Origin of the sequence: Nodosilinea nodulosa PCC 7104 (genome assembly GCF_000309385.1) — a bacterium.
In the GTDB taxonomy this organism is placed as follows: domain Bacteria; phylum Cyanobacteriota; class Cyanobacteriia; order Phormidesmidales; family Phormidesmidaceae; genus Nodosilinea; species Nodosilinea nodulosa.
Genome location: NZ_JH976537.1, coordinates 5,540,781 through 5,566,042 on the forward strand (window position 1 = coordinate 5,540,781; position 25,262 = coordinate 5,566,042).

The following is a 25,262-nucleotide window of genomic DNA, read 5'->3' on the forward strand; positions in this document are numbered from 1 at the left end:
AATCAACTATCCACGCCAGGAGGGACGCTTGCCATGACGGCAGACACCCACCCCAAACCTGGGGTCATTTTCTATCCCGAATCTGACGGCCAGCCCATGACCGAGAGCGACCCCACTCGCGACTATTTAATTTACGCCATCGAGGTGCTGCGACAGTTTTTCCAGAGTCGTCAGCAGGTTTACGTGTCTGGCAACTTGTTTATTTACTATCGCGAAGGGGACCCCAAAGCCGTCGTTTCGCCGGATGTGTTTGTGATCTTTGGCGTCAGCAAGCGCCAGCGGCGCAGCTACAAGGCCTGGCAGGAGGAGGGGAAACTGCCCTCTTTTATTCTAGAAATTACCTCCCGCACGACGCGCAAGCAGGACGAAACCGAAAAGCCCGCCCTCTACGCCCAGCTCGGCATTCGGGAATATTTTCAGTACGACCCCACGGGCGACTATCTCAGCCCTCAGCTCAAGGGGCGACGCTTGCAGGATGGGGTTTACGAACCGATCGCGCCAGAGCGCGAGGGGCTTAGAAGCGAGGTGCTGGGGCTAGACCTGCGCCTGGTTGACCCCGTTTTTCCCGTCGATACGGCGGTACCTGGGCTGACCTCAGTAGCCAAGGCCCTGCGGTTTTTTGACCCCCAGACCGGGGAAAAGCTGCTGAATTACGCCGAGGCCGAGCAGGCCCGTCAGCAAGCCGAGCAGGCATTGGGAGAAGTAGAGCAGGCTCAGCTCAACGCCGCCACCCGACTCCTGCACCGGGGACTGACGGCGACGGAGGTAGCCGAGATTCTGGAATTGCCCCTAGAGGCTGTTTTGGCGCTGCTGTAGGTGATGGCTACCCTCCATCGAGAATCAAAGCGCTGCTGTCTGTTCTGTCTGTAGGGCATGCCTAGGCGCGCCCTCAGCAGGCCGATATGGAGCATCTCAGCCGCTACAGAGCGCCTGCGACCAGTACCAAACTCTGGTTGAACAGTTGGCAAGTGGCTCAACCTGAGAACCAGAGCCGGTCCTGATTATGCGAGAGCGCGCGATCGCATTCACCAGCTCGATAAAATGCCCGAGGCTCAGCCCCTTCCACCCCTACGTCCAGCCAGCGCGATCGGTGATCCGCAGGGCTTCGGGGTTGTTGCGGCCAAACACTGAGGCATTCAGCGGGTCTGCTTTGAAGTCGCCAAAGCCCGCCACCACCGAGTCCACCGCAACACCTTCAACCACGGGGTACTCATTGTTGCTCTCGGCAAAAATGCGCTGAGCCTCGGGGCTGGCCAGGTATTCCAAAAACTGGATAGCGGCGTCGGCGTTAGGAGCGGTCTTAACTACCCCCGCCCCGCTGATGTTGACGTGGGTGCCGCGCCCCTCCTGGTTGGGGAAAAACACGCCCATCGCCTCGGCCACGGCCCGATCTTCGGCCTGGTCAGACTTGACCAGGCGGGCAAAGTAGTAGGTATTGGCGATCGCAATATCTCCCAGTCCGGCAGCAGCGGCCTTGATCTGGTCAATATCGCCTCCCTCCGGAGCGCGGGCAAAGTTGGCCACCAGCCCCCTGGCCCATTCCTCGGTGGCTTCGGCCCCGTGGGCGGCAATCATGGAGCCCACCAGCGATTGGTTGTAGATATTGGTTGAGCTGCGAACTAAAATGCGCCCGCGCCACTTGGGGTCGGCCAGGTCTTCGTAGGTGGAGAGTTCGGCGGGGTCTACGGCGGCTTTGTTGTAGACAATCACCCGCGCCCGCTTGGTCAGACCAAACCACAGCCCGTCGGGATGACGAAGGTTTTCGGGAATGGCATTGTTCAGCACAGTCGAGGTCACGGGCTGAAACAGGTCTTCCTGTTCGGCTCGCCACAGGCGACCGGCATCGACGGTCACGAGAATGTCGGCGGGGCTGTTTTGTCCTTCGTTTTTAATTCGCTCTATGAGCTGGTCGGCCTCGGCCTCAACCACGTTGAGGCGAATGCCCGTGGCTTCCCTAAACCCGTCGTAGATGCGGTCATCGGTATCGTAATGGCGGGACGAATAGAGATTGACCGCCGGGCCGCGACCAAAGCCAAACTGGGCACTGGCCGGGCGCTGGCGCAGATAGCCTGCGGCTACGGCGGTGGCGGCAGCACTGGCCCCCAAAAATGCGCGTCGTCCTAGTTTCATCGGGTATTACCTCACAAAATCAAACGCAACTCGGCCTCTGGGCCACTGCCTGTAGGCAGCCCAGGGTGGTTGAAAGATCAGATTGAATTGTATCGCTTATTGCGACCACTTCTTGATAAAGATGCTTTTTATCTCGGTCTCGAAGCGAACAGTTGCAAGACCTTGGGGGCGGAGCGCAACCACTGTCGTTGAAATAGCCGCCTGAATATAGGCACTTGAGGCAATGACGCAATGGTATTAGAATGACCTATGAAGAATAAATCCTGTTAGCTTAAGCGCATCTGCGATCGCACCCTTTCGACAATGACTCCCAGAGTAACGGCCCCTTCATTGCCCCTTAGTCTGTCCTCGCTGCGGTCCAGGGCGCGATCGCGATCGTGGTTAGGCCTTGCCTGCGTCGTCGCTTCTCTGGCGGCCCATGGCGTGCTGCTGGCCCTGGCATTGCCCGCTACCCACCAGCGACCAGATACCCTGGCCGAAGCCCCAGAACCCGAAGCCCCAGCGCCCGAGAATGTCGCGGTTACGGTGCTGCCCAAACCTGTGGCTGAAGAGGTTCTAGCCGAACCGGCCCTGGTCGAAGCGACCCCGGCGGCCCCTCCAGTTTCCCCAGCGCCCCAGGCGGCGGCACCCGCTACCCCAGAATCTGCACCAGAGCCGCTCCCTCAAACCGCTGCACCCGCTCCCAACCCAGCGTTTGAGCCACCCCCCGCCCCCCCGGTCGAAACCGAACCCACCGAACCCTCACCCTACGCCAACTTTCCCCACTTAGAGGGGGCTCAGACCACCTGCGAAGGGCTGACCGACTGCTGGCGCAGCCCCGTAAGCAGCAGCTGGCGTGGAGCCGCTGGCGACCTGCAAGAGCGACTAGAAGCCCAGGGCTATCGCGTCGACAACGTGACCAGCGAGGTGCTCTCCGTCGACTCTGGGGTCCGAGTTTACGCTGTCAGCAAGCCCGGCGAGGCGGACTATTACCTCAATCTTGTTTCGGTGCAGGATGGTGTGCTCTACACCATGACCACCGCACCCATAACCACCGAGCAGGTTCTGGCTTTGCAAAGGTCCTAGACGGGTTTCTGAGCAAAAAATCAGGCAAAGGCACAACATCTGCACCTTTGCCCGGAATCAACATGCTTGGGTATTTTTGTGGCCAAAACAGGGGGTGCTAACCTTCCGCCAGGGCCTCGCCCAGGATATCCACGTCCTTGCCGATGCCCCAAGCGTCTTTAAGGATTTCACGGAACGTGGTGGTTTGATACAGCATGGATTCTTTCAGCTGCACCAGAAGCATCTGGGCGTCTTTTTGGGAAAGACCTTGAACTTGTTTCTCGAATACCTGAAGTTCAAACTGCTGCTCCAGGGGCAGCTCTTTGCGAATATCCATAACGACATCCCTTTCACTATTGCTTCATATGAATTAATGTAACGCTTTTTTAATATTTCTGTGAGTATATCTGTCTTTCGTGATAACTATTTTGACTCAATAGCTCTATTAAAGCCGCTCAATGCCAGTCAGCTTGTTCGGTATCGAGCTATCCAGGCGTTTTTCCCAGGCAGCAGCAGCTTTCGAAATGCGATGAGACATTAAGCACTGTCAAGTCTTTGGCCGTCAGGGCCATTTTCCTGAGAGAGCTTTTTAAAATGAATGCTGTAAACCTGTGCAGCACCGCGGCAACCCGATGAAAGCCCAAATACTTGCCCAGGAAAAGGCCCGACTTGAAGCGCTGAGGCAGTACAACATCTTAGATACGCCTCCTGAGCATTCCTACGACGACATCACCTCTCTGGCGGCGTTTATCTGCGATGTACCGATTGCGCTGATTAGCCTGGTTGATGCAGAACGCCAGTGGTTTAAGTCAAGGGTGGGGCTGGCGGTTCAGGAAACCAGCCGAGACGTTTCATTTTGCGCCCATACCATCTTGGATTCAGGCATCATGCTGGTGAATGATACGTCCTGTGACGAACGGTTTGCCGACAATCCTTTAGTTACCGGTGAGCCAGGAATTCGCTTTTACGCTGGCGTTCCTCTGATTTCTCCTGAGGGCTACCCGCTGGGAACGCTGTGCGTCATTGATAGAAAGCCTAAAACCCTAAATAATCACCAGGTTAAAACCCTGGAGGCTCTAGCTCGCCAGGTGGTGGTGCAGCTGGAGCTAAAGCGGGTGTCTTCACAACTGGCAGCGGCGCTGGAAAAGATGGAGCTGATGGCCGGTTTGATTCCAATCTGCTCCTATTGTAAATGTATCCGATCTGACCAGGGATACTGGTCTACGGTGGAGGCCTTTATCCAAGAGTATTCGGATGTTGGGTTTACCCATGGAGTCTGCGACAGGTGTATGCAGCAGCATTTCCCTGAGGTCGCCGATATTCTGCTATCAGCTCCCGAAACGAGCGGCATTATCCCAGACCAGTAGGCGCTTCCCCCAAGGCGAGTGGCATTCGTCCTGGGGGAAGCTGGGGAATCCAGCGGGACTGAGGCTTAGGGCGTGTCATCAATTCTGGCTAAAATCCTGATCCCACTAGCCTTGCCACGCCCGACCCAAAACACAGGCTAGGGGCTGTAACCGTTGATGTTGGCCCATCAGCAACTAATTGATGACAGCCCCTAGAGCGATCGCAGAAACCGAATCAGCGCCGCCCGGTCATCGGTCGCCATGGTCCGAAAGGTTTCTTTCGCCCGCTCCGCCTCGCCGCCGTGCCAGAGAATCGCTTCTTCCAGGGTGCGGGCGCGGCCATCGTGCAGATAGCCCGCAAAGGGCAGCACCGTTTGGGTTAGCCCCACGCCCCACAGCGGCGGCGTGCGCCACTCGCTACCGGAGGCCTCAAAATCGGGCCGTCCGTCGGCCAGAGCTGGCCCCAGATCGTGGAGCAGCAGGTCGGTGTAGGGGTGAATGGTTTGATTCACCAGGGCCGGAATTTTGTGGGGGCCGGTGCGGAGTTCGGCGACGTGGCAGGCGGTGCAGTTGGCCGCTGCAAACAAACGTTCGCCGCGCTGCACTCGCGGGTCATCCATTAGCGTGCGGGCGGGTACGGCGATGGTCTGCACGTAGGCTTCTGCCGCCTCCAGGGTGTCCATGTCGATATCCGTCTGGCCATCGGCGGTGGGGAAGAGGGGATTGGTGACGCCCATGTCGTTGACGTAGGCCGCCGCCGACTGCTGCAACAGGTTGGGGGTGTTGGCCTTCCAGCCAAAGCGACCCAGCACGGGGCGCTGCTCTACCACATCCCACACCCGGTTGGGGCGACCTGAAATGCCGTCGCGATCGCGATCGCCCGGATCGGCCCGCCCCACAATATCAGCCTCGGGCACCGCCTCCAGCAGGCCCGCCCCAAACACCGGCTGCGGAATCCGGCTGGAGGTGACAATGCTGGTTGGCAGAGGTGTGCCATCGGGGCGCAGCAGGGTGAACTGGGGCGATCGCAGCCGATAGGCCGTGCCATCCCCGTAGGTGCCCGACTGCTCTGCCCAGGTGAGCTGCACCATGGCTTCGGGATCGTGGCCATACACGCCCAACTCCTGGAGCTGGGTGCCAATGCCGGGGACCGCTGGCGCGTTGCCCCCTGGGGCATCGGCCTCTTGGGCGTAGGGTGTGTGGCCGTGGGGGCGATCGTCGACAGTCGGTTCATTGGGCTGAAGCTGGCTCACCCGCAGCACCCGCTGCCCCTTCTCCAGCAGACCACGCCCGTTTTTGATGTGGCACCCGGCACAGGCCGTGCCGTTAAAGAGAGGGCCAAGACCGGGGTTAACCGGAGCCGGGGCGGTGACAAAGGCGGCCTCAAAGGCCAGATCGCCCGCGGCATGGCGATCGGCCCAGTGGGCATCGAGGTTGGGGGCGGGCTGCTCAAAGGCGCGGGAGGTGCGGCTGTAGACGGTGGTGTCGCCGCCCGCCTGGGGTCGGGTGGTTTGCCCATAGGCGGGCGATCGCAGCAGCGCTGAAAGGGCAACCCCAGCCGCCAGGGCGATCAGCCCCAGGACTAGCTGCCGATGCCAGGGATTCCGCCCCCGGTATCGGCGGTTCAGGACGGATCGGATCATTGCTGCACCAGGGGTAGCACCTGCTCCTCAAAGGTTTCGTACAGCGCCAGAATGCTGCCCTGGGCGGTTTCGATGTGGGGCCGGGCGCTGGGGTCGCACAGGGTGACCTCAATCGGGCCGGGAATCGCGGCTACGGCCTTCTGGGCGGTCTCTAGCTGGGCCATGATCTGGGCATCCAGGGCCGGGTCTACCGAGGCGACAAACGCCTGCAACCCTTTGCCCTGGGTATTGCCCGCCGGAAACTCACCCAGGTAGGCATTTTGGGCGCTGAGCAAGTTGTTCTCAAAGTCTTGCAGCGAGCTTTGGGCAAAGCGGGCCTCTAGCAAAAACGGGTTCTGGGTTGCCAGCGCCTCGCCAATTTTGACGTTGCCCAGCTCGTCTAAAAGGCCGAGAATGCCCTGGACAATTTCTTCCCCGGCAGCCTGCACCGTCAGGTAGGCACCGCTGTCTTCCCCAGCCGCCACAAACTCAGTGCGGTAGGCCGGGAAGCCGTCGAGGCCCTCTGTCCAGCTGGACAGTAAGGCCTGGGCGGTTTGATCAAACACGGGGCCAATGGCCGCCAGATACTCTAGATCGCGATCGCTAAAGGCAGCTAGAGACTTGTCGGCGTCGCTGCCGAAGAGGAGAAACGCGATCGCATGAAACCCCTTCTGACTGGTTTGCAGACCGGCCACATGCTCGGGCGTCAGGGCATTGCCGCTCTCCAGCACCGCCTGCACGTCGGTTTCATTTAGGGGCCAGTCGTCGAGCTCGGCATCCAGCCCCAGGGATGCGGCGGGGCCAAAGGCAAAGGCTTCGCTCTGCTCCCAGGGCTGGCGGGTGGCCAACCAGGCCTGGCGGGCAGCGGCCAGGGTATCGTCGGTGGGGGTTTCGACAAAGGCGGCGATCGCGTCGGATAGCTCGCCCGATCGCTGGGCCAGCAGCTCGTAGTTTGGCACTACCACGGCATCGACAAAGTCAGTGAGAATGGCGCGATCGCGAAACTGCTGCTCCGGAGCCAGGGTCACAGCCCCAAGGGATTCTGCAGCGCCTTCCCCACCTTCCCCACCTTCCCCACCTTCCCCGCCTTCCCCACCTTCTCCGCCTTCCCCACCTTCTGCACTGCCGCCCTCGCCGCCGCCATCCACGGCCACAGCGCGACAGCTAGAGCCCTGGCTAACCAGGGTGGCCTCGGCCCCATTGATGCCCTGCCAAGCGCTTCCAGAGACAACCTCCGCCCTCACAGCGGTCTGCGCCCCCGCAACTACCAGCCCCGTAGCCAAAAACAGGTCCACTGCCTTATATCGAGCGTTCATGAAAAATCCAGGTCAAGACTAAACGATAGTTTCAGACTCTATTGCAAATGCGAATCACTGTCAAATAGGAATCAAGCCTAGATCTGGCTAAAGGGGCTAAATTGTTGATTCAAAGGACTTTTGCGACACAGAAATCCACAGAATTTGCTTTTATGCCCATCCTGTAGTTAATAACAGATTGTTTTGTTGATAGCAGTTCTTGCCTGGGGCAGACACCGTTTGTCCCTGCTGGGTCTCGTTTACTCGGCCCACTGGCGCAGCAGGTTGGCGGTGGTTTTGGTCAGCAGGTCAAACTCAGGGGTTTTGCCGCTCTGGGCAAACATCGTGCGCTTGACGGTTTCAAGATCGAACAAGATCTCGCGGCGGGCGACATCGCGCACCAGGCTTTGCACCCAGCCGACACAGACGGTGCGATCGCCCCCGGTTACCTCCTCCACCTGGTGCAGCGTGGTCGATGGATACACAATCGCGCTCCCCGCCGCCAGCTTGTAGGGCTGCTCGCTGTCGGCCCCCTCAATCACCAGTTCGCCGCCGTCGTAGGCCTCCGGCTCGCTTAAAAAGACGGTAAACGACAGATCGGAGCGGTAGAAATTGGCCCCGCCCATCAGGGCGTTGTCGGTGTGCCGCCCGTAGCTCATGCCCTCGCCGTAGCAACTAAACAGCAGGGAATGGATGATTCTTGGCTGGGCGATCGCCTGAAACAGCGCATTGCGCGCCAGCGCATTCTGCACCACCGCCTTCAGCGGTTCAGCCGCCTGCCTCGCCGCCTGCTGATTTTGCTTCACCAGCTTGGCGTGCCAGCCCGCCGTCGTCTCCCCCGGCACAAACTCCGCCTGGGCTAGGCCATCGCGAAGACGGGCCACCTCATCGGCGCTCAACAGGTCAGCAATGCAGACAATCATAAAAGCAGGCGTTGACAACGGTAGCCCATTGTAGAGTTAGGCCGATGCCTGTTGCGGGCCTCAGCCAGACAGATTTTCCCGGGGCCGAACGATCCCCATTTGCATCGCCACCACCACAGCCTGGGTGCGATCGCGCACCTCCAGCTTTTGCAAAATGGCGTGGACATGGACCCGCACCGTTCCCGCCGAAATGTACAGATCGTCGGCGATTTCTGAATTGCTCTTGCCGCTGGCGATCAGGGTCAAAATCTCCTGTTCTCGCTGGGTGAGAGGGTTTTCGGGGGGAACGGCGGGCGGGGAGGCAGCGGGCTGCTGGCGTTGAAAGATGGCCTGAATCTCACGGGTCGCGGTGGAGTCCCACCAGGAGGCCCCGGCGGCGACGGACTGAACGGCCAGAATCAAAGCATCGGCATCGACCCCTTTAACGCAGTAGCCCTGGGCCTGGGCCTCAATCAGCTGGGCAATCAGAGTGGGCTGGGAGTGGGAGGTGAGCACCAGCACGGGCAGGTCGGGGTGCTGCTGTTTGATCTGGCGGCAGGCTTCTACGCCGCCGATACCCGGCAGACCAACATCCAAAATCACAATGTCAAAATCCTGCTGTTCCACCCGCTGAATGGCCGTTTCGCCATCCTCGGCTTCGGCGGCGATGTGGAGTGTGGGTTCCTGCTGTAGTCGAGTCGATAGGCCTAGTCGAAACAATTCATCGTCTTCGACCAGTAAAATTTGAATTGGAGAATCAACCATTCAACTTGCTAAGTACTGCGGTTTAGGGGCTGCGGTTTAGGGGCATCGACATAGGCCGGAAGCCGAAAGGCAAAGATGGCCCCCTGGGGCGATCGCGGCTCTGCCCAAATTTTACCGCCGTGGGCCTCCACAATTTGACGGCTGAGGTAAAGCCCCAGGCCTGTGCCCTTGGCCTGGCGATTGCCCGACCCCTGATAGAAGCGCTCAAACAGCAGGGGGGCTTCGTCGGGGCGAATGCCCTGGCCCTCGTCTTTGATCTGCACCTGGTAAAATCCGCCGCTTGCTCCCAGCACCACTTCGACCCGCCCCCCCCGCAGGGAGTGGTTGACCGCATTGGCGATTAAGTTCGTCAAAACCCGATGCAGCTGTAGCGGGTCAGCCTTAACCCAGTAGGCCCGGCGAAAGTCGCTACCCTCGTGGCTGAGGGTCAGGTAGACCTGCCGGGATGAGGCCAGGGTGGTGACGTCGGCGATCGCCTCTTCTGCCAGAATGACCAGATCCGCAGGCTGCTTATCCAAGTGCAAACCTTCGGCGTCGTTGCGGTAAACATCCATCAGCGTATTCACCAACCCCAGCGTCTTCTGATGGCTGCGCATCATCACATCTAGCGCCTTGCGTTGAGGCGGTGAAATAGCGCCAAACAGGCCCTCACTGAGGGCTTTGAGGGTTTCGATGGCCCCCAGCAGAGGGGTCTTGAGGTCGTGGGTCAGGGTCGAGACAAAGTCTTCCCGCACCTGCGCCAGCTGCTCCTGGGCCAGCAATTGCAGTTGCTGGCGGGTAATCGCCTCTTCGTAGCGCTGAATGCGATCGCCCAGCCAGCCGGTCACCACCAGGGCTAGAGCGGTAATTAAACGGTTGGCAAGGGCGATCGCCGTCACCGGAAATCTGCCCGGTATGGCCAGATTGAGCAAGGTGAGCAACACCGCCACGACGGTAATGGTGAAGGTTGCCCTGCGACTCAGTCGGCTGCTGCTGGCCAGCAGCACCGCCCCAATGTACAGGTAGCCAAAGACGTAGGGCGGCGGCGTGCTGTAGTCGAGCACAATCACCACGGCAAACAGAGCCACAATCAGCCAGTGGATTTTCTGGCGGGTTTGCATCAAACTATTGAGCTGAGACTGAGAGGTAAGGGGCATCTACCAAGATTTTTAGAAACATCACATAAGAATCAAGCCGATAATTTTGTCAATCTATTTCAGGGTAGATGATGGCGAGATAATTGCAAAATATATCAGATGATATAGGTTCTCTTCACCAATCTAAACGCAGCCTATGCAGCTTACCTATTCAGAGAAATATAAAATGTAGCTAAACAGGCTTCTATACCTTTTATTTTTTGAAAATTTGGTCAAGAATGGGGTTAGTGATTCAGGAGGTTGAACCGAGAGGGACACTATGAAAAACTCATAGAAACGCCAGGGTAGAGCCAGGACTTAGCTATGAAACCATCTTCGTCCATTCATCAGGTCTACTTTAACAGTGCTTTTTTAGGAGCAAAATTGAGCGATATTCCGCTGCCTGAGCGATGTTTTTTGCTGGGGCTAGTGCGCAGAAATCGAGTTTACAGTCTGGCGGATAGTCCAGACATCTCGGAAGAAGACTGGTTAGTGGCGGTTGCCCTAGATGAGGCACTACTGCCTGAACTTGACCTTTGCTTGAAGCAGGCACAGCAGACTAACGCTGATTAGTTATTCCAAGTCCAGCCTGAAATCTGTGGCTTTTCTCCAGGCAGAACTCCCTTCTGGACTGGGATGAGATTTGAGAGGGCGTTTGAAAAGCGATCTGCTGTAGCTTTAGCCCCCTGCTGATCCTCCCTGCCCCCCTTAAAAAGGGGGTTTAAAAGTCCTCATTTTTATAGACGCTTGCGGCTTCCCGCAGGGTAGGGGAATTTAGTGGGATTTCCACTTTTGCTGCAAAAAACAGGATTTTTCAAACATCCTCTGAATTTCAACAACCTGCGATCGCGGTTTTCTTGAGGTTCGAGGTAGGTCCACCCCTAGCTATCCTGGGGCGAATTTAACTTTCTCAGTCTAGACCGATCTTTCGCTTACCCATAAATTCATCATGCTTCAAGGATTTCTACAACTCGTCATTGCTTTACTCATTTTGCTAGCGGTGGCTCCCTTCTTAGGGAATTACATGGCACGGGTATTTATGGGGCAGAGAACCCTGTTGGACCCCGTTGCCCGACCTCTAGAACGGCTTTTGTTTGCCTCTGGAGGCTTCTCAAACCAGTCATCTATGACTGGTGGCCAGTATGTGAGAGCAATTCTGGTCAGCAACCTGGTGATGGGGATTTTGGTCTTCGCCATCTTTATGTTCCAGGGTGTGTTGCCCCTGAACCCAACGGGTTTAAGTGCCCCCAGTTGGGATCTGGCTTTACACACTGCCATTTCATTTGTGACCAACACAAATCAGCAGCACTATTCCGGCGAAACGACATTTACCTATTTCTCCCAAGTTGGGGCTTTGGGGTATTTGATGTTTACCTCGGCAGCCACGGGTTTGGCGGTAGCGATTGCCTTCATTCGAGGCTTGACGGGTAGACCGCTGGGTAATTTTTATGTGGACCTGACCCTTTCCATTACGCGGATTTTGCTGCCGCTATCGATCGTTGGGGCGATCGCACTGCTTATCGCCGGAGTGCCCGAAACCTTCGCTGGCCCGGCTGTTGCCCAAACCCTGGAAGGAGCCACCCAGTACATCGCCCGTGGCCCCGTCGCCCACTTTGAGATCATCAAAGAGCTGGGCGAAAACGGCGGCGGCTTCTTCGGCATCAACTCTGCCCACCCTTACGAGAACCCCAACAACTTTGTCAACCTGGTGACCAACCTCTACATGCTGATCATCCCAGCTGGGCTGATTCTCACCTACGGCATCATGGCCGGTCGGCCCCGCCAGGGCTGGTTAATTTTTGGCATGGTGTTCATCTTCTACGCCGTCATGGTCGGTATTACCGCTGTGGGCGAGTTCCAGGGCAATCCTATAGTGAATGGCATTTTGGGCAGTCCAGCCCCCAACCTGGAGGGCAAAGAAGTCCGCTTTGGCTGGGCCTTGACGGCGCTGTGGGCGGTTTCGACCACCGGCACCATGTGCGGGGCCGTCAACGGTATGCACGATTCCCTCATGCCCGCTGGCGGTTTTACCACCCTATCGGACCTGTTTTTGCAGATCATCTGGGGCGGTCAGGGCACCGGCACCGCCTACCTGTTTGTGTTTCTAATTCTCACCGTCTTTCTCACCGGGCTAATGGTGGGCCGCACGCCAGAATTCTTCAGCCGCAAAATCGAGAAGCGGGAAATCGTTTTAGCCAGCATCATCCTGCTGGCCCACCCGATCGCCATTCTGATTCCGGGCGCGATCACCCTGGCCTTTCCCGAAACCCTGGCTGGCATCAGCAACCCTGGTTTCCACGGCATTTCCCAGGTGATTTACGAGTATGCCTCTGCGGCGGCCAACAACGGGTCTGGCTTTGAGGGCTTGGGCGACGCCACCCTCTGGTGGAACCTCAGTGCCAGTTTCTCACTGCTGGTGGGTCGCTATATCCCCATTATTGCCCTAGTCTATCTGGCCGACAGCATGGCCCACAAACAGCCCGTCCCCGAGACCGCAGGCACCCTGCACACCGATACGTTTCTGTTCACCGGCGTCACCGCAGGCACCATCCTGATTCTCGGTGCGTTGACTTTCCTGCCGGTGTTGGTGTTGGGGCCGGTGGCGGAGGGGTTTTTACTGGCGAGAGGGTTTTAGCGAGGGTGCGAGACTGCGAGGGTGCGTAGTGCGAGAGTGCGTGATGCGTGGATGCGAGACTGCGTCAATCTCTTGTCTTTACCTGACAATTAAACGCCCGATCGCACTACGCTCCAATGCATTACGCCTCACGCTCCATTACACTCCACGCTCTAACGCCTCAACGCCTCTCCACCTGAAGACAATCCATAAACCGCCTCAACTGCCGACTGCATTTATCTACCAAATCAAACAGCTTCTCAAATTCCGACTGACTGATATGCCCTGCATCCAAAGCAACATAGGCCTGCGATCGCAATTCTCCCGCTGACGCCTTAGCAATCCCCAAAAAACTCATTCTCAGTTTTGGTGTGCGACTGTCAAACCCTTCCGCAATATTCGACATCACCGAAACCGCCGCTCGGCGCATCTGATCCTTAAGCCCAAAATCCCGCGCAAAAGTGCCCTGGTTCGACAGCCGATAAATCACCCGCGTCAGTTCCCGCGCCGTCTTCCACACCTCCAAATCCTCAAACTTCTGAACCATCCCTATGTCCCTTTTGACCCAACGCCCACCCCCTTAAACATTCCCAAAAACTTGGCTCAACGCTGGAGCGAGATTGCGAGGGTGCGTTAGAGCGAGATTGCGTTAATGCGTTTGAGCGGGACTGCGTTGGTGCGTTAGAGCAATTAGTTTTCCCAGTGCACCACGCCCCCACGCTCCCCGTCCCTACGCACCCTCGTACCACGCACCCTCGCTCTACACCCCCACCTTCTATCTCCCAAAAACATGACACACACTACTCAATCCCCCATTACCCACCCACCCGGCGGGCCTCGCGAAAATCGCCGCCACACCCCCAAAGTGAACACCTCTGGTCTTTACCAGCGCGCCTTTGGCCAGGCCTTTGCCAAGCTCGACCCCCGGGTCATGGTGAAGAACCCGGTCATGTTTGTGGTCTGGGTCGGCACCATTATCACGGCCATTCTGACGGTCAACCCGTTTATCTTTGGCCCCGTACAGGACGAAGGCCCTCGCCTGTTCAATGGCCTGGTGACGCTGATTCTGTTTTTTACCCTGGTGTTTGCCAACTTTGCCGAGGCGGTGGCCGAGGGCCGAGGGAAGGCCCAGGCCGATGCCCTGCGCTCTACTAAGTCAGAGACGACAGCCCGTCGACTGCGCCCCAATGGTTCCGTTGAAGAGGTCAGTTCAACTCAGCTGCACCGGGGCGATCGCATCAAAGTAATCGCGGGCGATGTGATCCCGGTCGATGGTGAAGTGGTCGAAGGCATTGCTTCGGTCGATGAATCGGCGATTACCGGAGAATCGGCCCCGGTGCTGAAAGAGCCCGGCTCTGACGTGGCCAGCTCGGTCACGGGCGGCACCCGCATTCTGTCCGACGAGCTGACCATCCACGTCACCGCTGACCCTGGCAAGGGTTTCCTCGATCGCATGATTGCCCTGGTGGAAGGGGCCGAACGTACCAAGACCCCCAACGAAATTGCCCTGACGGTGCTGCTGGCGGTGCTCACCCTGGTGTTTCTAATTGTGGTGGCGACAATTCCTACCCCAGCCAGCTATATCAACAGTCCTGTCAGCATCACCATTCTGGTGGCCCTGCTGGTGGCGCTGATTCCGACCACCATTGGCGGTCTGCTGAGCGCGATCGGCATTGCGGGGATGGACCGGGTGGCCCAGTTCAACGTGGTGGCGACGTCGGGGCGGGCGGTGGAAGCCTGCGGCGACATCAACACCCTGGTGCTCGACAAAACGGGCACCATCACCCTGGGGAACCGTCTGGCGGAGGAATTCATTCCCCTCAACGGGCACTCAATGCAGGATGTGGCGGCGATCGCCCTGGCCGCCAGCGTGTTCGATACCACCCCCGAGGGCAAATCCATCGTGCGACTGGCCGAAAAGCAGGGGGCCAAGCTCGACTTTGAGCGCGATCGGGCTGAAGCCGTCGAATTTTCGGCCCGTACCCGCATGAGCGGCACCGACCTGCCCTCCGGCGAGGAGGTGCGCAAGGGAGCCGTCGATGCGATTCGGGGCTTCGTGCGATCGCGGGGCGGACAGGCTCCGGCGGAACTCGAAGCGGCCTTTACCCGCGTTTCGGAGCTGGGTGGTACGCCCCTGGCCGTTTGCCGCAACGAAGACATCTACGGGGTGATCTACCTCAAAGACATCATCAAACCCGGCATTCACGAGCGCTTTGCCCAGCTCCGCCGCATGGGGGTACGCACCGTGATGCTAACCGGCGACAACCGCATCACCGCCTCCGTGATCGCCAAAGAAGCCGGAGTCGATGACTTCGTCGCCGAAGCCACCCCCGAAGACAAAATTCAGGTGATCCAGGCCGAACAGGCCAAGGGCAAGCTGGTGGCGATGACCGGCGACGGCACCAACGACGCCCCCGCCCTGGCCCAGGCCAACGTCGGCGTCGCGATGAACTCTGGCACCCAGGCCGCCAAAGAAGCCGCCAACATGGTCGACCTCGACTCTGACCCCACCAAGCTAATCGACCTGGTCACCATCGGTAAGCAGCTGCTGATTACGCGGGGGGCGCTGACTACTTTCTCCATTGCCAACGACATCGCCAAATACTTCGCCATCATTCCGGCTATGTTTGCCGCCGCTGGCATCGGTGCCCTCAACGTCATGGGCCTGAACAGCCCCCAGTCGGCGGTGCTCTCGGCCCTGATCTACAACGCGCTGATCATTCCGGCGCTGATTCCGCTGGCCCTGAGGGGGGTGAAGTTCCGCCCGCTGACCGCCAACCAGCTCCTGCAGCGCAACATGCTGATCTTTGGCCTGGGTGGCGTTATTGCCCCCTTCATCGCCATCAAGGTGATTGACCTGATTGTGGGAGGCGTGGGGCTGGCCTAGCCCAGCTATGAACCGTTTAGCGACCCCATCAATCGGACTTAAGAGCTTGCAAACCATGTCTTTTTCAGATTTCGAAGACCCAACGAGTGGCTTTTGTGAGGGGGCATCTGCCCCAGACGGTACAGAGCCCGTTGCCTCCACTGCCAAGATTTTGGTAATTCACCATGAACGAGAAACCCAGCTCATGCTGACTCAGTATTTGCAGGCGGATGGCTACGCGGTGAACACCGCCAAAAATTGGGAGACAGCCTTCGAGCAGCTCCAACAGCAGCCCGTTGACCTGGTGATTTTGGATCTAGCCATCTCTCAACAGGCCGGAGGCAACCTGCTTCAGCAGCTGTTGGCGTTCTACCCGGCGATTCGAGTAGTGGTGATTTGCGATCACTGTAGTTTGGAAGATGCCGTCGAGGCCATGAAGCAGGGGGCCATAGACTTTGTGCAAGAACCCCACGGCTATTTGCAGCGCCCCTTCAACCCCGCACGAATTCAAGCCGTGGTCGCTGAGGCTCTAAAACATCCGCTTCCTGCAGCGGCGCTCTCAACTAACTACGACGAGCTGATTACCCTGGCTCGACAAGCGGCTCAACAATGTGATTTTGACCGGGCCCGTGAACTGATTGGAGAAGCGCTCAAGCTAGCTCCTGAACGCCCCGAGGGACTGACCTTGCTGGGGCAAATTACCGAGCACCTGGGAGATTGTCTAGAAGCGCTCAAACTCTATCGAGCGGCTTACAGCCTGGACCCAGCCTATCAGCCCGCCCAGGAAAACTTGGACCGAGCCGCCTTTAGCCAGGGTAAACTCCGGCCCCGCTTCAATCGCTGAAGACAGCCACAACATTCCCTACCTATTAGTAACGGAGATTTACGCCATGAATTGGTCTAACTTACAGCCCCTAGAACGTCTCAATACCTGGCTTGAAACCGTGCAGCAGCGCCGCCACCGGGTCGCGGTGGGCTTGTTTATAGCGCTTTGCTTAAACCTTGTGATCGCACCCGCCCTCTACGCCGCCACCGAATCTCTCGAACGCGGCAACGCCTACGCCCTGGGGCTGCTCGGCCTCGTTGTCACGGGCCTCGCCGTCTACCTCACCGCCGTCATCCTTCAGCCAGAGCGATTTTAATCATGCTGAAAAAACTGATCAATCAAATTCGTGAGCAGATTCGCTTAGGCCGAGTGCAGCGACAAATTCGACAAGCAGACCTGGAGCGGATTCGCGATCGTCACTATCGTCGCCATAACAACAAATTCTCCAACGTTGGAACGTTGAAACGTTAGGAACCTGTCCTCATCACCACAATTCCCCTAAAAACCATGCTTCAAGACGTTATCACCAGCATCCGCACCACTGTCGTCCTCTGGATTCTGACCGCAGCCTTTTACCCCCTGCTGATCTTCGGCATTGGCCAGCTTGCGTTTCCTGCCCAGGCCAACGGCAGCTTAATCGTCAACGACCAGGGACAGGTCATTGGCTCAACCCTAATCGGTCAAGCATTTACCAGCGCAGAATACTTCTTGAGCCGCCCCAGCGCAGTTAACTACAGCGAAGGGGAAGATGCTGCCCCCACCGGCCTATCGGGGGCCACCAACCTGGCCCCCAGTAACCCAGACCTAATTGCCCTGGTTAAGGAAAGAGCCAAAATCCTTGAGGCAGCAGAAATTGAGCCCACCGCCGATCTGGTCTACAGCTCTGGCTCCGGCCTTGACCCCCACATCTCCCCCGCCAGCGCCCAGGCCCAGGTAGCCCGCGTCGCCACCGTCCGCAATATCTCCCCAGACGACCTGCAAGGCCTAATTGCTGCCCATACCGAAGGTCGCTTCCTCGGCATCTTTGGCGAACCCGCCGTCAACACCGTCACCCTGAATCTGGCGCTGGATCAATTGGGGGATGCGTAGGAGCGCTGGAGCGTTGGGGCATTAGAGCGTAGTGCGTAGGAGCGTTAGAACGTTTCAACTTCTACATTTCCTAACGCTCCAACCCATCACCGCGCCTCGTACCTCCCACCTCCCACCTCCCACCTCCCACCTCCCACCTCCCACCTCATACCTCGCACCTCACACCCCGCACCCCGCACCCCCGCACCCTCACACCCCGCACCCCCGCACCCATGTACGACCCCGCCTCAATCTCCGCCTCAAACGCCGCTCCGCCCGCCCGCCGAGGTAAGCACAAGATCTTCATCGGCATGTCTCCGGGTGTTGGCAAAACCTATCGCATGCTGGAGGAAGGCCAGCAGCTTAAGCAAGACGGCGTAGATGTGGTGATCGGCTTGCTGGAAACCCATGGCCGAGAAGAGACCGCTCGCATGGCCGATGGGCTCGAACTCATTCCCCGTAAACCCGTCCTCTGGCAGGGGCGAACGCTGAGCGAAATGGATACTCAGGCGATCGCAGAGCGTCGGCCACAGCTCGTCCTGATTGACGAGCTGGCCCATACCAATGTCCCTGGCTCGGTGCGTGAGAAGCGTTACCAGGATGTGGAAGTGGTTTTAGATGCCGGTATTGACGTTTACTCCACCGTCAATATTCAGCACCTGGAAAGCCTGAACGATTTGGTATACCGAATTTCTGGCGTAGTCGTGCGGGAGCGGGTGCCCGATCGCCTGCTAGACGAAGCCGATGAAGTGGTCGTGGTGGATGTCACCCCCGAAATGCTTCAGGAGCGGCTGATAGAAGGCAAAATCTACGCCCCCGCCAAAATTGACGAGGCCCTGCAAAACTTTTTTCAGCGGCGCAATCTGGTGGCCCTGCGGGAGCTGGCCCTGCGCGAGGTGGCCGACAACATTGAAGAAAATGGGCGCGGCGGCCACACCCAAAACTACTGCAATGTCCATGAACGCATTCTGGTCTGTGTTTCGACGTATCCCAGTTCAATTCAGCTGTTGCGGCGGGGGGCGCGCATTGCCAGCCATATGAATGGTCGCCTGTTTGTGTTATTTGTCGACAATCCTCGTAAGTTTTTGTCTAAGCAAGAAGCCCTCCACATCGAAACCTGCGAACGGCTCTGCGAGGAATTTGAGGGCGAGTTTTTGCGGATGGAGTCAGAGGATGTGGTAAAAGCCATTGCCAGCATTGCCACCGAAAATCGCGTCAGCCAAATTGTTTTGGGCGAAACCCAGCGATCGCGCTGGCAGCTGCTGACCCAAGGCTCGATTGTACAGAGGCTGATGCGAGCGCTTCCTAGTGTAGATCTGCACATCATTGCAACCAAGTAGATCGCCCGGTTGTTGCATGGGCTGTAGCCCTGTGCCGATGGCCCAAGTCTGCGATCGCAATCCAGGCAACTGGTGTATCTTAGTCGGGGTACCCCCGGCCCATCGCTGGGGCCGTAATCCTGTGGAGAATGCTGAACCAGTGGCTTCCCTAACGCTCTTGACCCTGCCCCTGCCCCTGGGGTTGCTCTCAATTATTTTAGGTACGGGGGAACCCAAGCCCCTGCAACCCTCTGGGTTCAACCCCACCGATCTGCAAATTGAGTGGCAGTCGCCGTGGATTGCAGAGCTGGCCCGCGACCCGGTCGTAGAGGCGATCGTGGCCGACTACGTGGCTGGACTGCAAAAGCAGGGGTGGTCAGGGCCAGACCAGGGGGTTTGGATTCAGGTGGGCCAGAGCGTGGTTGCCGAGCACCAGGGCACTGTGCTGATGCCTGCCGCCTCGCTGACCAAGCTGGCCACGTCGCTGGCCTCCCTTAAAACCTGGCCCCTCGACCACCACTTCGATACCCTGGTCGGTCTCCACGGCACCGTGCAGGACGGCGTGCTCAACGGCGATCTGGTGATTCAGAGCAGCGGCGACCCGCTATTTGTATGGGAAGAGGGCATTGTGCTGGCCAACCGTCTGCAGTCGCTGGGCATTCAGCGGGTGACGGGGGATGTGCTGGTGACCGGCCCGTTTATGATGAATTTTGAGGCCGAACTGGCGGATTCGCTGGGCGATCTGAAGCAGGTGATGGCGGCCGACACCTGGAGTCGGGCCGCCCGCCAGGCCTACGCCAGTCTGCCCCCGGATACTCCCCAGCCCAGCCTGCACATTGACGGCACCGCCCGCTGGATTCCAGAGGCCGACCTGGAGAACGTGCCGATTGACTGGGTGGTGCGGCACCAGTCGCTGCCGCTGCTGGATATTCTCAAAGCCATGAACATTTACAGCAACAACGCCATGGCCGAAAAGATGGCCGAGCTACTGGGTGGGCCAGGGCAGGTGATGGCGAAGGTTACGGCAGCGGCGGAGTTGCCCGCCGGGGAAATTAACCTGGTCAACGGATCGGGCCTTGGGGTCGATAACCAGATGTCGGCGCGGGTGGTGGTAGCGATCGCGCAGGCCCTGCAGCGAGAGTTGAGCAGCCAGGGCTTTTCGATCGCTGACCTGCTGCCGGTGTCGGGGGAGGATGCGGGCACGCTGCGCGATCGCCGCCTTCCCCCCACAGCCGCCGTCAAAACCGGCAGCCTCTCGGAGGTGAGCGCCCTGGCGGGGATGGTGCCCACCGCCGAGAAAGGTCCGGTGTGGTTTGCCATTCTCAACAAGGGCTGGGATATTCCCGACCTGCGATCGCAGCAGGATCAGCTGATCCAGGCCATTCAGGCCCACTGGGGCGTGGCCGAAGCCCCCGCCGACCTGCGCCCGAAAATCCACCTGCAAACCGGGTCGTTTCGCTACGGCGACCCCGATCGCAATCAGGTGGCCCAGGAGGCGGCGCTGGAGTAGGGCGGCTCAGCATAGTGCTGGTGCAGGGCTTTGGCGATCGCCCCGGCGGCCCCCGGCAGGCCCATGCGGCGGCGACCGTTCTCGGCAATCTGCTGCAGGCGAGGGCCATTGGCCAGGCAGGTCTGCAAGGCTAAACCGGCCTCGGCGGGCTGCTCCAGCAGTATCACCGACGGCCCCAGCAGCCGCGACTGGGCCTCGGCAAAGGCATAGGTAAACTGGGGGCCAGGGCCGGGAAACGTGATCACGGGCTTGCCCAGGCCGACCGCCTGCTCGGCAGCGGTACCTGCGGTGGCCAGGGCCGCATCGGCCAGGTGCAGACATTCGGCAAAGGCGTTGGTGGTCAGCACCAGCCAACCGCGGCCGCGCCGAAAGGTGGGGTATTCGCCGGGGACGGGCTGCCAGCCCGCGTCGAGCAGCACATCTTTAAACGCCGCCAGGTTGAGGGAGGGGGCCAGGGCGGCCAGCAGGCGAATTTGGCGATCGCCGAACGTCTCCATCACCGAGGCGATCGCGCCCACCATTCGCTGCCAGTTGTCGAAGGCCTCCGGCGCGCGGGAACCGGGCAGCAGCGCCAGGGTGAGCCGCGCCGGGGCATCTGGAAAGGTGGCGGTGAGCCGGGTCAGCTTGTCGGCGCGGGTTTCCAGCTCGTCCATCATTGGGTTGCCGGGGTAGCAGGCAGGCACCCCCAGGTTTTGCAGCGTGGCGGCGGTGATCTGGTCGCGCACAAACACCCCTCGGCAGCGGGGGCGGGCCATCAGCCAGCGCTCCCAGGGCACGTAGACCGAGCCTGACCAGCCCTCCAAAACCGGGCGATCGGGCAGGCGGCGGGCTTCGTCACGGATGTAATATTCCGACTTGGCGGTGCCCACGAAGCTGTACTCCGCGCCGCTCTGCCAGGCGATCGCCAGGGGTACAATATCGCCCACCGCCAGAATCTTGCCGCCGCTTTTGGCCCACTGCCGCGCGGTTTTGAGCTGGGCCAGGGTTAGCCCCACCAGGCCTCCCTGCAAATCGCGCACCAGCTCCTGGCGATCCATATAGATGAAGCCGCCGGAGGGCATGGCCTGGGTCGGCCCCTGAATCGGGATGCCCGCCTTTTCGTAGGCGCGACCTTCCCCCACAATGGGCAGGGCGGCTAGGGCAGGGGCACCGGGCAGCTGGCGCAGCTGTTTGAGAATGCGAACCGCAATGCCGTCTTCGCCGTGGCCATTGCTAATGCAGAGTAGCTTCATCGTCAGGGAGTCAATACCATCCCCAACCGTAGCAGAAAATGAATGGGGCGAAGGGGGGGAGTGAGGGGGTGAGGGAGTGAGGGAGTGGGGGAGTGAGGGGGGCTATGGCTTGATGGGGCGGGGCTTTGGTTTTGGCTTTGGCTTGTCCTTCTTTAGCTCGGGCTGGCCTAGGGTTTGAGTAATGTGGTGCTCAATGGCCTTGATGTCGTAGATCGCCTGTACGGGAAAGCGCAGTAGGGGTAGCCCGGCGTTCTCGACGGCCTGGTTGAGGAAATCATCCCGCTTGACGCGATCGATTCGCCGATGGCTGCTGTCGTCTAGCTCCACGGCGGCTAAAACCTTTAGACTGTCGCGATCGCAGAGCAAAAAGTCGAAATGCTTGGCCGAGATTTTGTTGAAGGCCCGCTGCCAGTCGCCCCGGTTTTCGGTCTGGGGCTTCAGCACATCGGCTACGCGCACCTTGCCAAACACCTGGTAGCGATCTGCGATCGCCTCCCGCAGCGCCCGATAGAAAGCAAGTTCAGCCTGGGTGAACAGGGATTTTTGGCGGCTGTAGGTGAAGGCCTGAGCGACGTCGGTCTCGCTGCCAGATTTTCTGCGTGAGGGGGAATGGCCAGGAGTAGGTTTTGACGGCTTTGCTCCCTGACTACCGATGATCGCGAACAATCCAGCTACGCCCGCGACACAAATTATGGCCAAAACGATCAGCATTGACACGTTGACCAAACCTCCGCTGAATGACAGGGCTAGGATTCCCAAACCCTTCTCCTACCGCTGCGCAGGGCTGAATTGTTGCCAGGGCGAAAGAACCCTCAACATTTCTTTGTGAAGAAATCGCCTTTCGTTGCGAAACGATCGCTGTTTTTCACCAACCGGGGGCCATCTCCTTAGGATTGGATAGGCCCGTTGCCGCTGGGATGCGCGATGAAAATCTTGGTTGTGGAGCACGAACCCATTGTCGCCCAGGCGCTGAAGCTGCTGCTGGTCGGCGTTGCCTACCGGGTTGAGGTCGCTGAGCAACGTACCGCACTCCATCGGGCGGGCAAGGAGGCTTACGACTTGATCGTCCTGGATGGCGCGGCGGAGCTGGGGGCTGAACTGCGGGTGAGGCGGCCCCAGGTGCCCATTTTGCTGCTGGGTACTGGCGGGGAAGATGCCCCCTCCTGGGCAACGGCAACCCTGGCCAAACCCGTCGATGCGGCTGACCTGGTGGCGCGGGTGAGCGCCCTGCTGGCGCAGCCCACCGCTCTGACTAGCCCTGTGGTTGAGCAGGGCCGCAGCGAAGCCGCCCTGCGCGCATCAGAGGATAACTACCGCCTGCTGTTTGAGGCCATGGACGAAGGGTTTTGCGTCATCGAGCTAGTTTTCGATGCCCAAAACCGACCGATTGACTACTGCTTTTTAGACATCAACCTCGCCTTTGAGGAGCAGACCAACCTCGTTGGCGCCAAAGGAAAGTACGTCCGAGAACTGATCCCAACCCTGGAAACCTCCTGGTTTGAAACCTTTGGCCGGGTGGCGTTGAGCGGCGAGCCGGTGCGGTTTGAAAGTCATGTCGAGGAGATGGGGCGCTGGTTTGACGTCTTTGCCTTTCGCTTTGGGGCACCCGATCGCCGCCAGGTGGCGCTGCTGTTTCGCGATGTGACCGAGCGGCGGCAGGCCGAGGCGGCCCTCCAGGAAAGCGAGCGCAAGCTGCGGGCGGTGTTTGACAGCAGCTTTGAGTTTATGGGCCTGCTCACGGTCGATGGCACCGTGGTGGACGCCAACCAGACGGCCCTGGCGGCGATCGCCTGCGATCGCGCCGCCGTCATTGGCCAGCCGTTCTGGAAAACGCCCTGGTGGGCCAACGTCCCCGAGCAGCAGCTGCGATTGCAGGCGGCGATCCAGCGGGCCGCCGCTGGCGAAAGTGTGCAGATGGAAACCCATCACATCTGGGCCGACGGCTCTCTGGCCTGGATTGACTTTTCGATCAAGCCGGTGATGGATGAGACCGGCCAGGTGGTGCTGCTGGTGCCCGAAGGCCGCGACATCACCGGGCGCAAGGAGGCCGAGCGCAAGATTCGCGAACAGGCCGCTCTGCTCGATATCGCCTCCGACGCCATCTCCGTACGCGACCTTGAGCACCACATTCTCTACTGGAACCAGGGGGCTGAGCGGCTGTTTGGCTGGCGAGCGGAAGAGGCCCTGGGCCAGGCCGCCTACGACCTGCTGCGCAGTGAAACGGGTCAGTACAGCGAGATGCTGCCCACCCTGATGGAGCGCGGCGAGTGGCGCGGCGAAATAGAAAAGTTTACTAAAACCAGCCAAACCCTGACCGTAGCCGCCCGCTGGACGCTGGTTAACGACGAGGTGGGGCAGCCCAAATTCATTCTCTCGGTGGAGACCGACATCACCGAAAAGAAAGCCCTGGAGGCGCAGTTCTACCAGGCCCAGCGGCTGGAGAGCCTAGGGCGGCTGGCCAGCGGCATCGCCCACGATCTTAACAATGTGTTTACCCCCATTGTCACCATTGCCCAGCTGCTGCGCCTGACCCAGCGCCAGCTGGGGGCCAAAGCCCAGGACCAGCTGCGGCTGCTGGAAGAGAGCGCCAAGCGGGGGGCCAGTATGGTGCAGCAAATTTTGTCGATTACCCGCAGCAGCGGCGGCGCGCGCACGGAGGTTGACCTGGTGCCAGTGCTGCAAGACCTGGGCCACATGCTGGAGCAGAGCCTGCCCCGGCACATTGACCTGCGGCTGCCGGGGTTTGAACCGGGAGCCGCGCTATCTCCACTGCGGGTGAGTGCCGACCCCACCCACCTGCACCAGGTGCTGATGAACCTGTGCATCAATGCCCGCGACGCCATGCCCAAGGGCGGCACCCTGACCATTGCGGCAGAACCAGTGATGGTGGACGCCGCCACGGCCCAGGCCTTCCTCGATGCCCAGGTGGGCCAGTACGTGCGGCTGACCGTGACCGACACCGGCACCGGCATTGACCCCGAGGTGCGCGATCGCATCTTCGACCCCTTCTTTACCACCAAGCCCCCTGGGCAGGGCACCGGGCTGGGCCTGGCCACGGTGTTGGGCATTGTCAGGGCCAGCGGAGGCTTTTTGCAGGTCCTCAGCGAAGTCGATCGGGGCACCCAGGTGCAGGTCTATCTGCCCGCGCTGAGCGGTTCACCCCCCGACGACACCCTGGCCGCCGACCCCGACGACCCCCACTTGGGCCAGGGGGAAACCTTGCTGCTGGTGGAAGACGATGCCGCCGTGCAGCAGGCGGTGCGATCGCTGCTGACCAGCTACAACTACAGCGTGCTGGTGGCTAACGACGGCTTTGAGGCGATCGATTGCCTCGCCCAGCACCAGCCCCACCTGGTCGTGCTCGACGTCATGATGCCCGGCATGGATGGCCTCACCCTGATTCCACGGCTGAAGGCAATTCGGCCCAGCCTGCAGCTGATTGCCACCAGCGGGCTGCCGACCTACCACGAACCCGCCCTGGCCGCCGGGGCCAGCGCCTTTTTGCTCAAGCCCTACGACCTGGGCGACCTGCTCACCACCCTCTCAGCGCTAATCAACTAGGCGCTCGCAAGCGCCAATTCATCAGGCAAAGCATCGCCCGCCACGGA

At 59.6% G+C, this 25,262-nt stretch carries 22 protein-coding genes; 12 read left to right on the plus strand and 10 right to left on the minus strand.

The genetic code is table 11. The annotated features are described in order from the left end of the window. Positions 1-33 precede the first annotated feature (33 nt). Positions 34-816, plus strand: coding sequence for a Uma2 family endonuclease (locus tag LEPTO7104_RS0125635; protein WP_017301448.1), 783 nt, complete (start codon positions 34-36; stop codon positions 814-816). Positions 817-1,068: 252 nt separating this feature from the next. Here LEPTO7104_RS0125635 and LEPTO7104_RS0125640 read toward each other — a convergent pair whose 3' ends face one another. Beyond that, on the minus strand, positions 1,069-2,130 hold the full coding sequence (locus LEPTO7104_RS0125640; protein ID WP_017301449.1) for a Fe(3+) ABC transporter substrate-binding protein: 1,062 nt from the start codon (positions 2,128-2,130) through the stop codon (positions 1,069-1,071). A 303-nt stretch (positions 2,131-2,433) separates the two neighbouring features. Between LEPTO7104_RS0125640 and LEPTO7104_RS0125645 the strand changes: the two genes are divergently transcribed. Further along, positions 2,434-3,195: a hypothetical protein gene (locus LEPTO7104_RS0125645; protein ID WP_155523779.1), complete on the plus strand. Its 762-nt coding sequence runs from the start codon at positions 2,434-2,436 to the stop codon at positions 3,193-3,195. 97 nt (positions 3,196-3,292) lie between these two features. On the opposite strand, the gene LEPTO7104_RS38625 is transcribed toward LEPTO7104_RS0125645, so the two are convergent. Beyond that, entirely contained in the window at positions 3,293-3,511 is a 219-nt protein-coding gene (locus LEPTO7104_RS38625) for an NblA/ycf18 family protein (protein WP_017301451.1), read from the minus strand. Between the two features lie 295 nt (positions 3,512-3,806). Between LEPTO7104_RS38625 and LEPTO7104_RS0125655 the strand changes: the two genes are divergently transcribed. Further along, positions 3,807-4,541, plus strand: a complete 735-nt coding sequence (locus LEPTO7104_RS0125655; protein WP_040697574.1) for a GAF domain-containing protein — start codon at positions 3,807-3,809, stop codon at positions 4,539-4,541. 191 nt (positions 4,542-4,732) lie between these two features. Here the strand turns inward: LEPTO7104_RS0125655 and LEPTO7104_RS0125660 are convergent, their stop codons facing one another. The 5 genes from LEPTO7104_RS0125660 to LEPTO7104_RS0125685 all read right to left on the minus strand — a co-directional run bounded on the left by LEPTO7104_RS0125660 (position 4,733) and on the right by LEPTO7104_RS0125685 (position 10,240). Beyond that, positions 4,733-6,163: a di-heme oxidoreductase family protein gene (locus tag LEPTO7104_RS0125660; RefSeq protein WP_017301453.1), complete on the minus strand. Its 1,431-nt coding sequence runs from the start codon at positions 6,161-6,163 to the stop codon at positions 4,733-4,735. Further along, a complete protein-coding gene (locus LEPTO7104_RS0125665) occupies positions 6,160-7,458 on the minus strand; it encodes an imelysin family protein (protein WP_155523780.1) in 1,299 nt (432 codons plus the stop codon). Before LEPTO7104_RS0125665 ends, LEPTO7104_RS0125660 begins: the two co-directional genes overlap by 4 nt. Before the next feature lie 239 nt (positions 7,459-7,697). Further along, the gene (locus LEPTO7104_RS0125675) at positions 7,698-8,360 is read right to left on the minus strand and encodes a Fe2+-dependent dioxygenase (RefSeq protein WP_017301456.1); all 663 of its coding nucleotides are present in this window, start codon (positions 8,358-8,360) and stop codon (positions 7,698-7,700) included. A gap of 60 nt (positions 8,361-8,420) precedes the next feature. Beyond that, positions 8,421-9,104 (minus strand): response regulator transcription factor, encoded by a 684-nt coding sequence (locus LEPTO7104_RS0125680; RefSeq protein ID WP_017301457.1) that lies wholly within the window; start codon positions 9,102-9,104, stop codon positions 8,421-8,423. An 8-nt stretch (positions 9,105-9,112) separates the two neighbouring features. Continuing rightward, positions 9,113-10,240, minus strand: a complete 1,128-nt coding sequence (locus LEPTO7104_RS0125685; RefSeq protein WP_017301458.1) for an ATP-binding protein — start codon at positions 10,238-10,240, stop codon at positions 9,113-9,115. A gap of 303 nt (positions 10,241-10,543) precedes the next feature. Here LEPTO7104_RS0125685 and LEPTO7104_RS40420 point away from each other — a divergent pair, with 303 nt between their 5' ends. Further along, a complete protein-coding gene (locus LEPTO7104_RS40420; protein ID WP_155523781.1) occupies positions 10,544-10,792 on the plus strand; it encodes a hypothetical protein in 249 nt (82 codons plus the stop codon). Between the two features lie 376 nt (positions 10,793-11,168). Next, positions 11,169-12,854, plus strand: coding sequence for a potassium-transporting ATPase subunit KdpA (kdpA, locus tag LEPTO7104_RS0125690; RefSeq protein ID WP_026073082.1), 1,686 nt, complete (start codon positions 11,169-11,171; stop codon positions 12,852-12,854). Positions 12,855-13,014: 160 nt separating this feature from the next. On the opposite strand, the gene LEPTO7104_RS0125695 is transcribed toward kdpA, so the two are convergent. Then, the gene (locus LEPTO7104_RS0125695; RefSeq protein WP_017301460.1) at positions 13,015-13,380 is read right to left on the minus strand and encodes a four helix bundle protein; all 366 of its coding nucleotides are present in this window, start codon (positions 13,378-13,380) and stop codon (positions 13,015-13,017) included. A gap of 243 nt (positions 13,381-13,623) precedes the next feature. On the opposite strand from LEPTO7104_RS0125695, the gene kdpB reads away from it, so the two are divergent. From kdpB to LEPTO7104_RS0125725, 6 genes are all read left to right on the plus strand, one after another. Continuing rightward, positions 13,624-15,720: a potassium-transporting ATPase subunit KdpB gene (kdpB, locus tag LEPTO7104_RS0125700; protein ID WP_017301461.1), complete on the plus strand. Its 2,097-nt coding sequence runs from the start codon at positions 13,624-13,626 to the stop codon at positions 15,718-15,720. A gap of 55 nt (positions 15,721-15,775) precedes the next feature. Beyond that, positions 15,776-16,543: a response regulator gene (locus tag LEPTO7104_RS0125705; RefSeq protein WP_017301462.1), complete on the plus strand. Its 768-nt coding sequence runs from the start codon at positions 15,776-15,778 to the stop codon at positions 16,541-16,543. A 46-nt stretch (positions 16,544-16,589) separates the two neighbouring features. Next, the gene (gene kdpF / locus LEPTO7104_RS0125710; protein ID WP_017301463.1) at positions 16,590-16,841 is read left to right on the plus strand and encodes a K(+)-transporting ATPase subunit F; all 252 of its coding nucleotides are present in this window, start codon (positions 16,590-16,592) and stop codon (positions 16,839-16,841) included. A gap of 191 nt (positions 16,842-17,032) precedes the next feature. After that, positions 17,033-17,614: a K(+)-transporting ATPase subunit C gene (gene kdpC, locus LEPTO7104_RS0125715; protein WP_017301464.1), complete on the plus strand. Its 582-nt coding sequence runs from the start codon at positions 17,033-17,035 to the stop codon at positions 17,612-17,614. Between the two features lie 212 nt (positions 17,615-17,826). Next, positions 17,827-18,933 (plus strand): universal stress protein, encoded by a 1,107-nt coding sequence (locus LEPTO7104_RS0125720; protein WP_026073084.1) that lies wholly within the window; start codon positions 17,827-17,829, stop codon positions 18,931-18,933. A gap of 37 nt (positions 18,934-18,970) precedes the next feature. Next, complete coding sequence (locus LEPTO7104_RS0125725; protein ID WP_017301467.1) at positions 18,971-20,422, plus strand: D-alanyl-D-alanine carboxypeptidase; 1,452 nt, start codon at positions 18,971-18,973, stop codon at positions 20,420-20,422. Here LEPTO7104_RS0125725 and LEPTO7104_RS0125730 read toward each other — a convergent pair. Then, positions 20,392-21,654 carry a lipid-A-disaccharide synthase-related protein gene (locus LEPTO7104_RS0125730; RefSeq protein WP_017301468.1) on the minus strand — a complete coding sequence of 421 codons (1,263 nt, stop codon included), beginning with the start codon at positions 21,652-21,654 and terminating at the stop codon, positions 20,392-20,394. The genes LEPTO7104_RS0125725 and LEPTO7104_RS0125730 overlap by 31 nt on opposite strands. Positions 21,655-21,756: 102 nt before the next feature. Beyond that, positions 21,757-22,413: a DUF2726 domain-containing protein gene (locus LEPTO7104_RS35335; RefSeq protein WP_155523784.1), complete on the minus strand. Its 657-nt coding sequence runs from the start codon at positions 22,411-22,413 to the stop codon at positions 21,757-21,759. A gap of 165 nt (positions 22,414-22,578) precedes the next feature. Here LEPTO7104_RS35335 and LEPTO7104_RS35340 point away from each other — a divergent pair, with 165 nt between their 5' ends. After that, positions 22,579-25,215, plus strand: a complete 2,637-nt coding sequence (locus LEPTO7104_RS35340; RefSeq protein WP_017301470.1) for a PAS domain S-box protein — start codon at positions 22,579-22,581, stop codon at positions 25,213-25,215. Positions 25,216-25,262 lie beyond the last annotated feature (47 nt).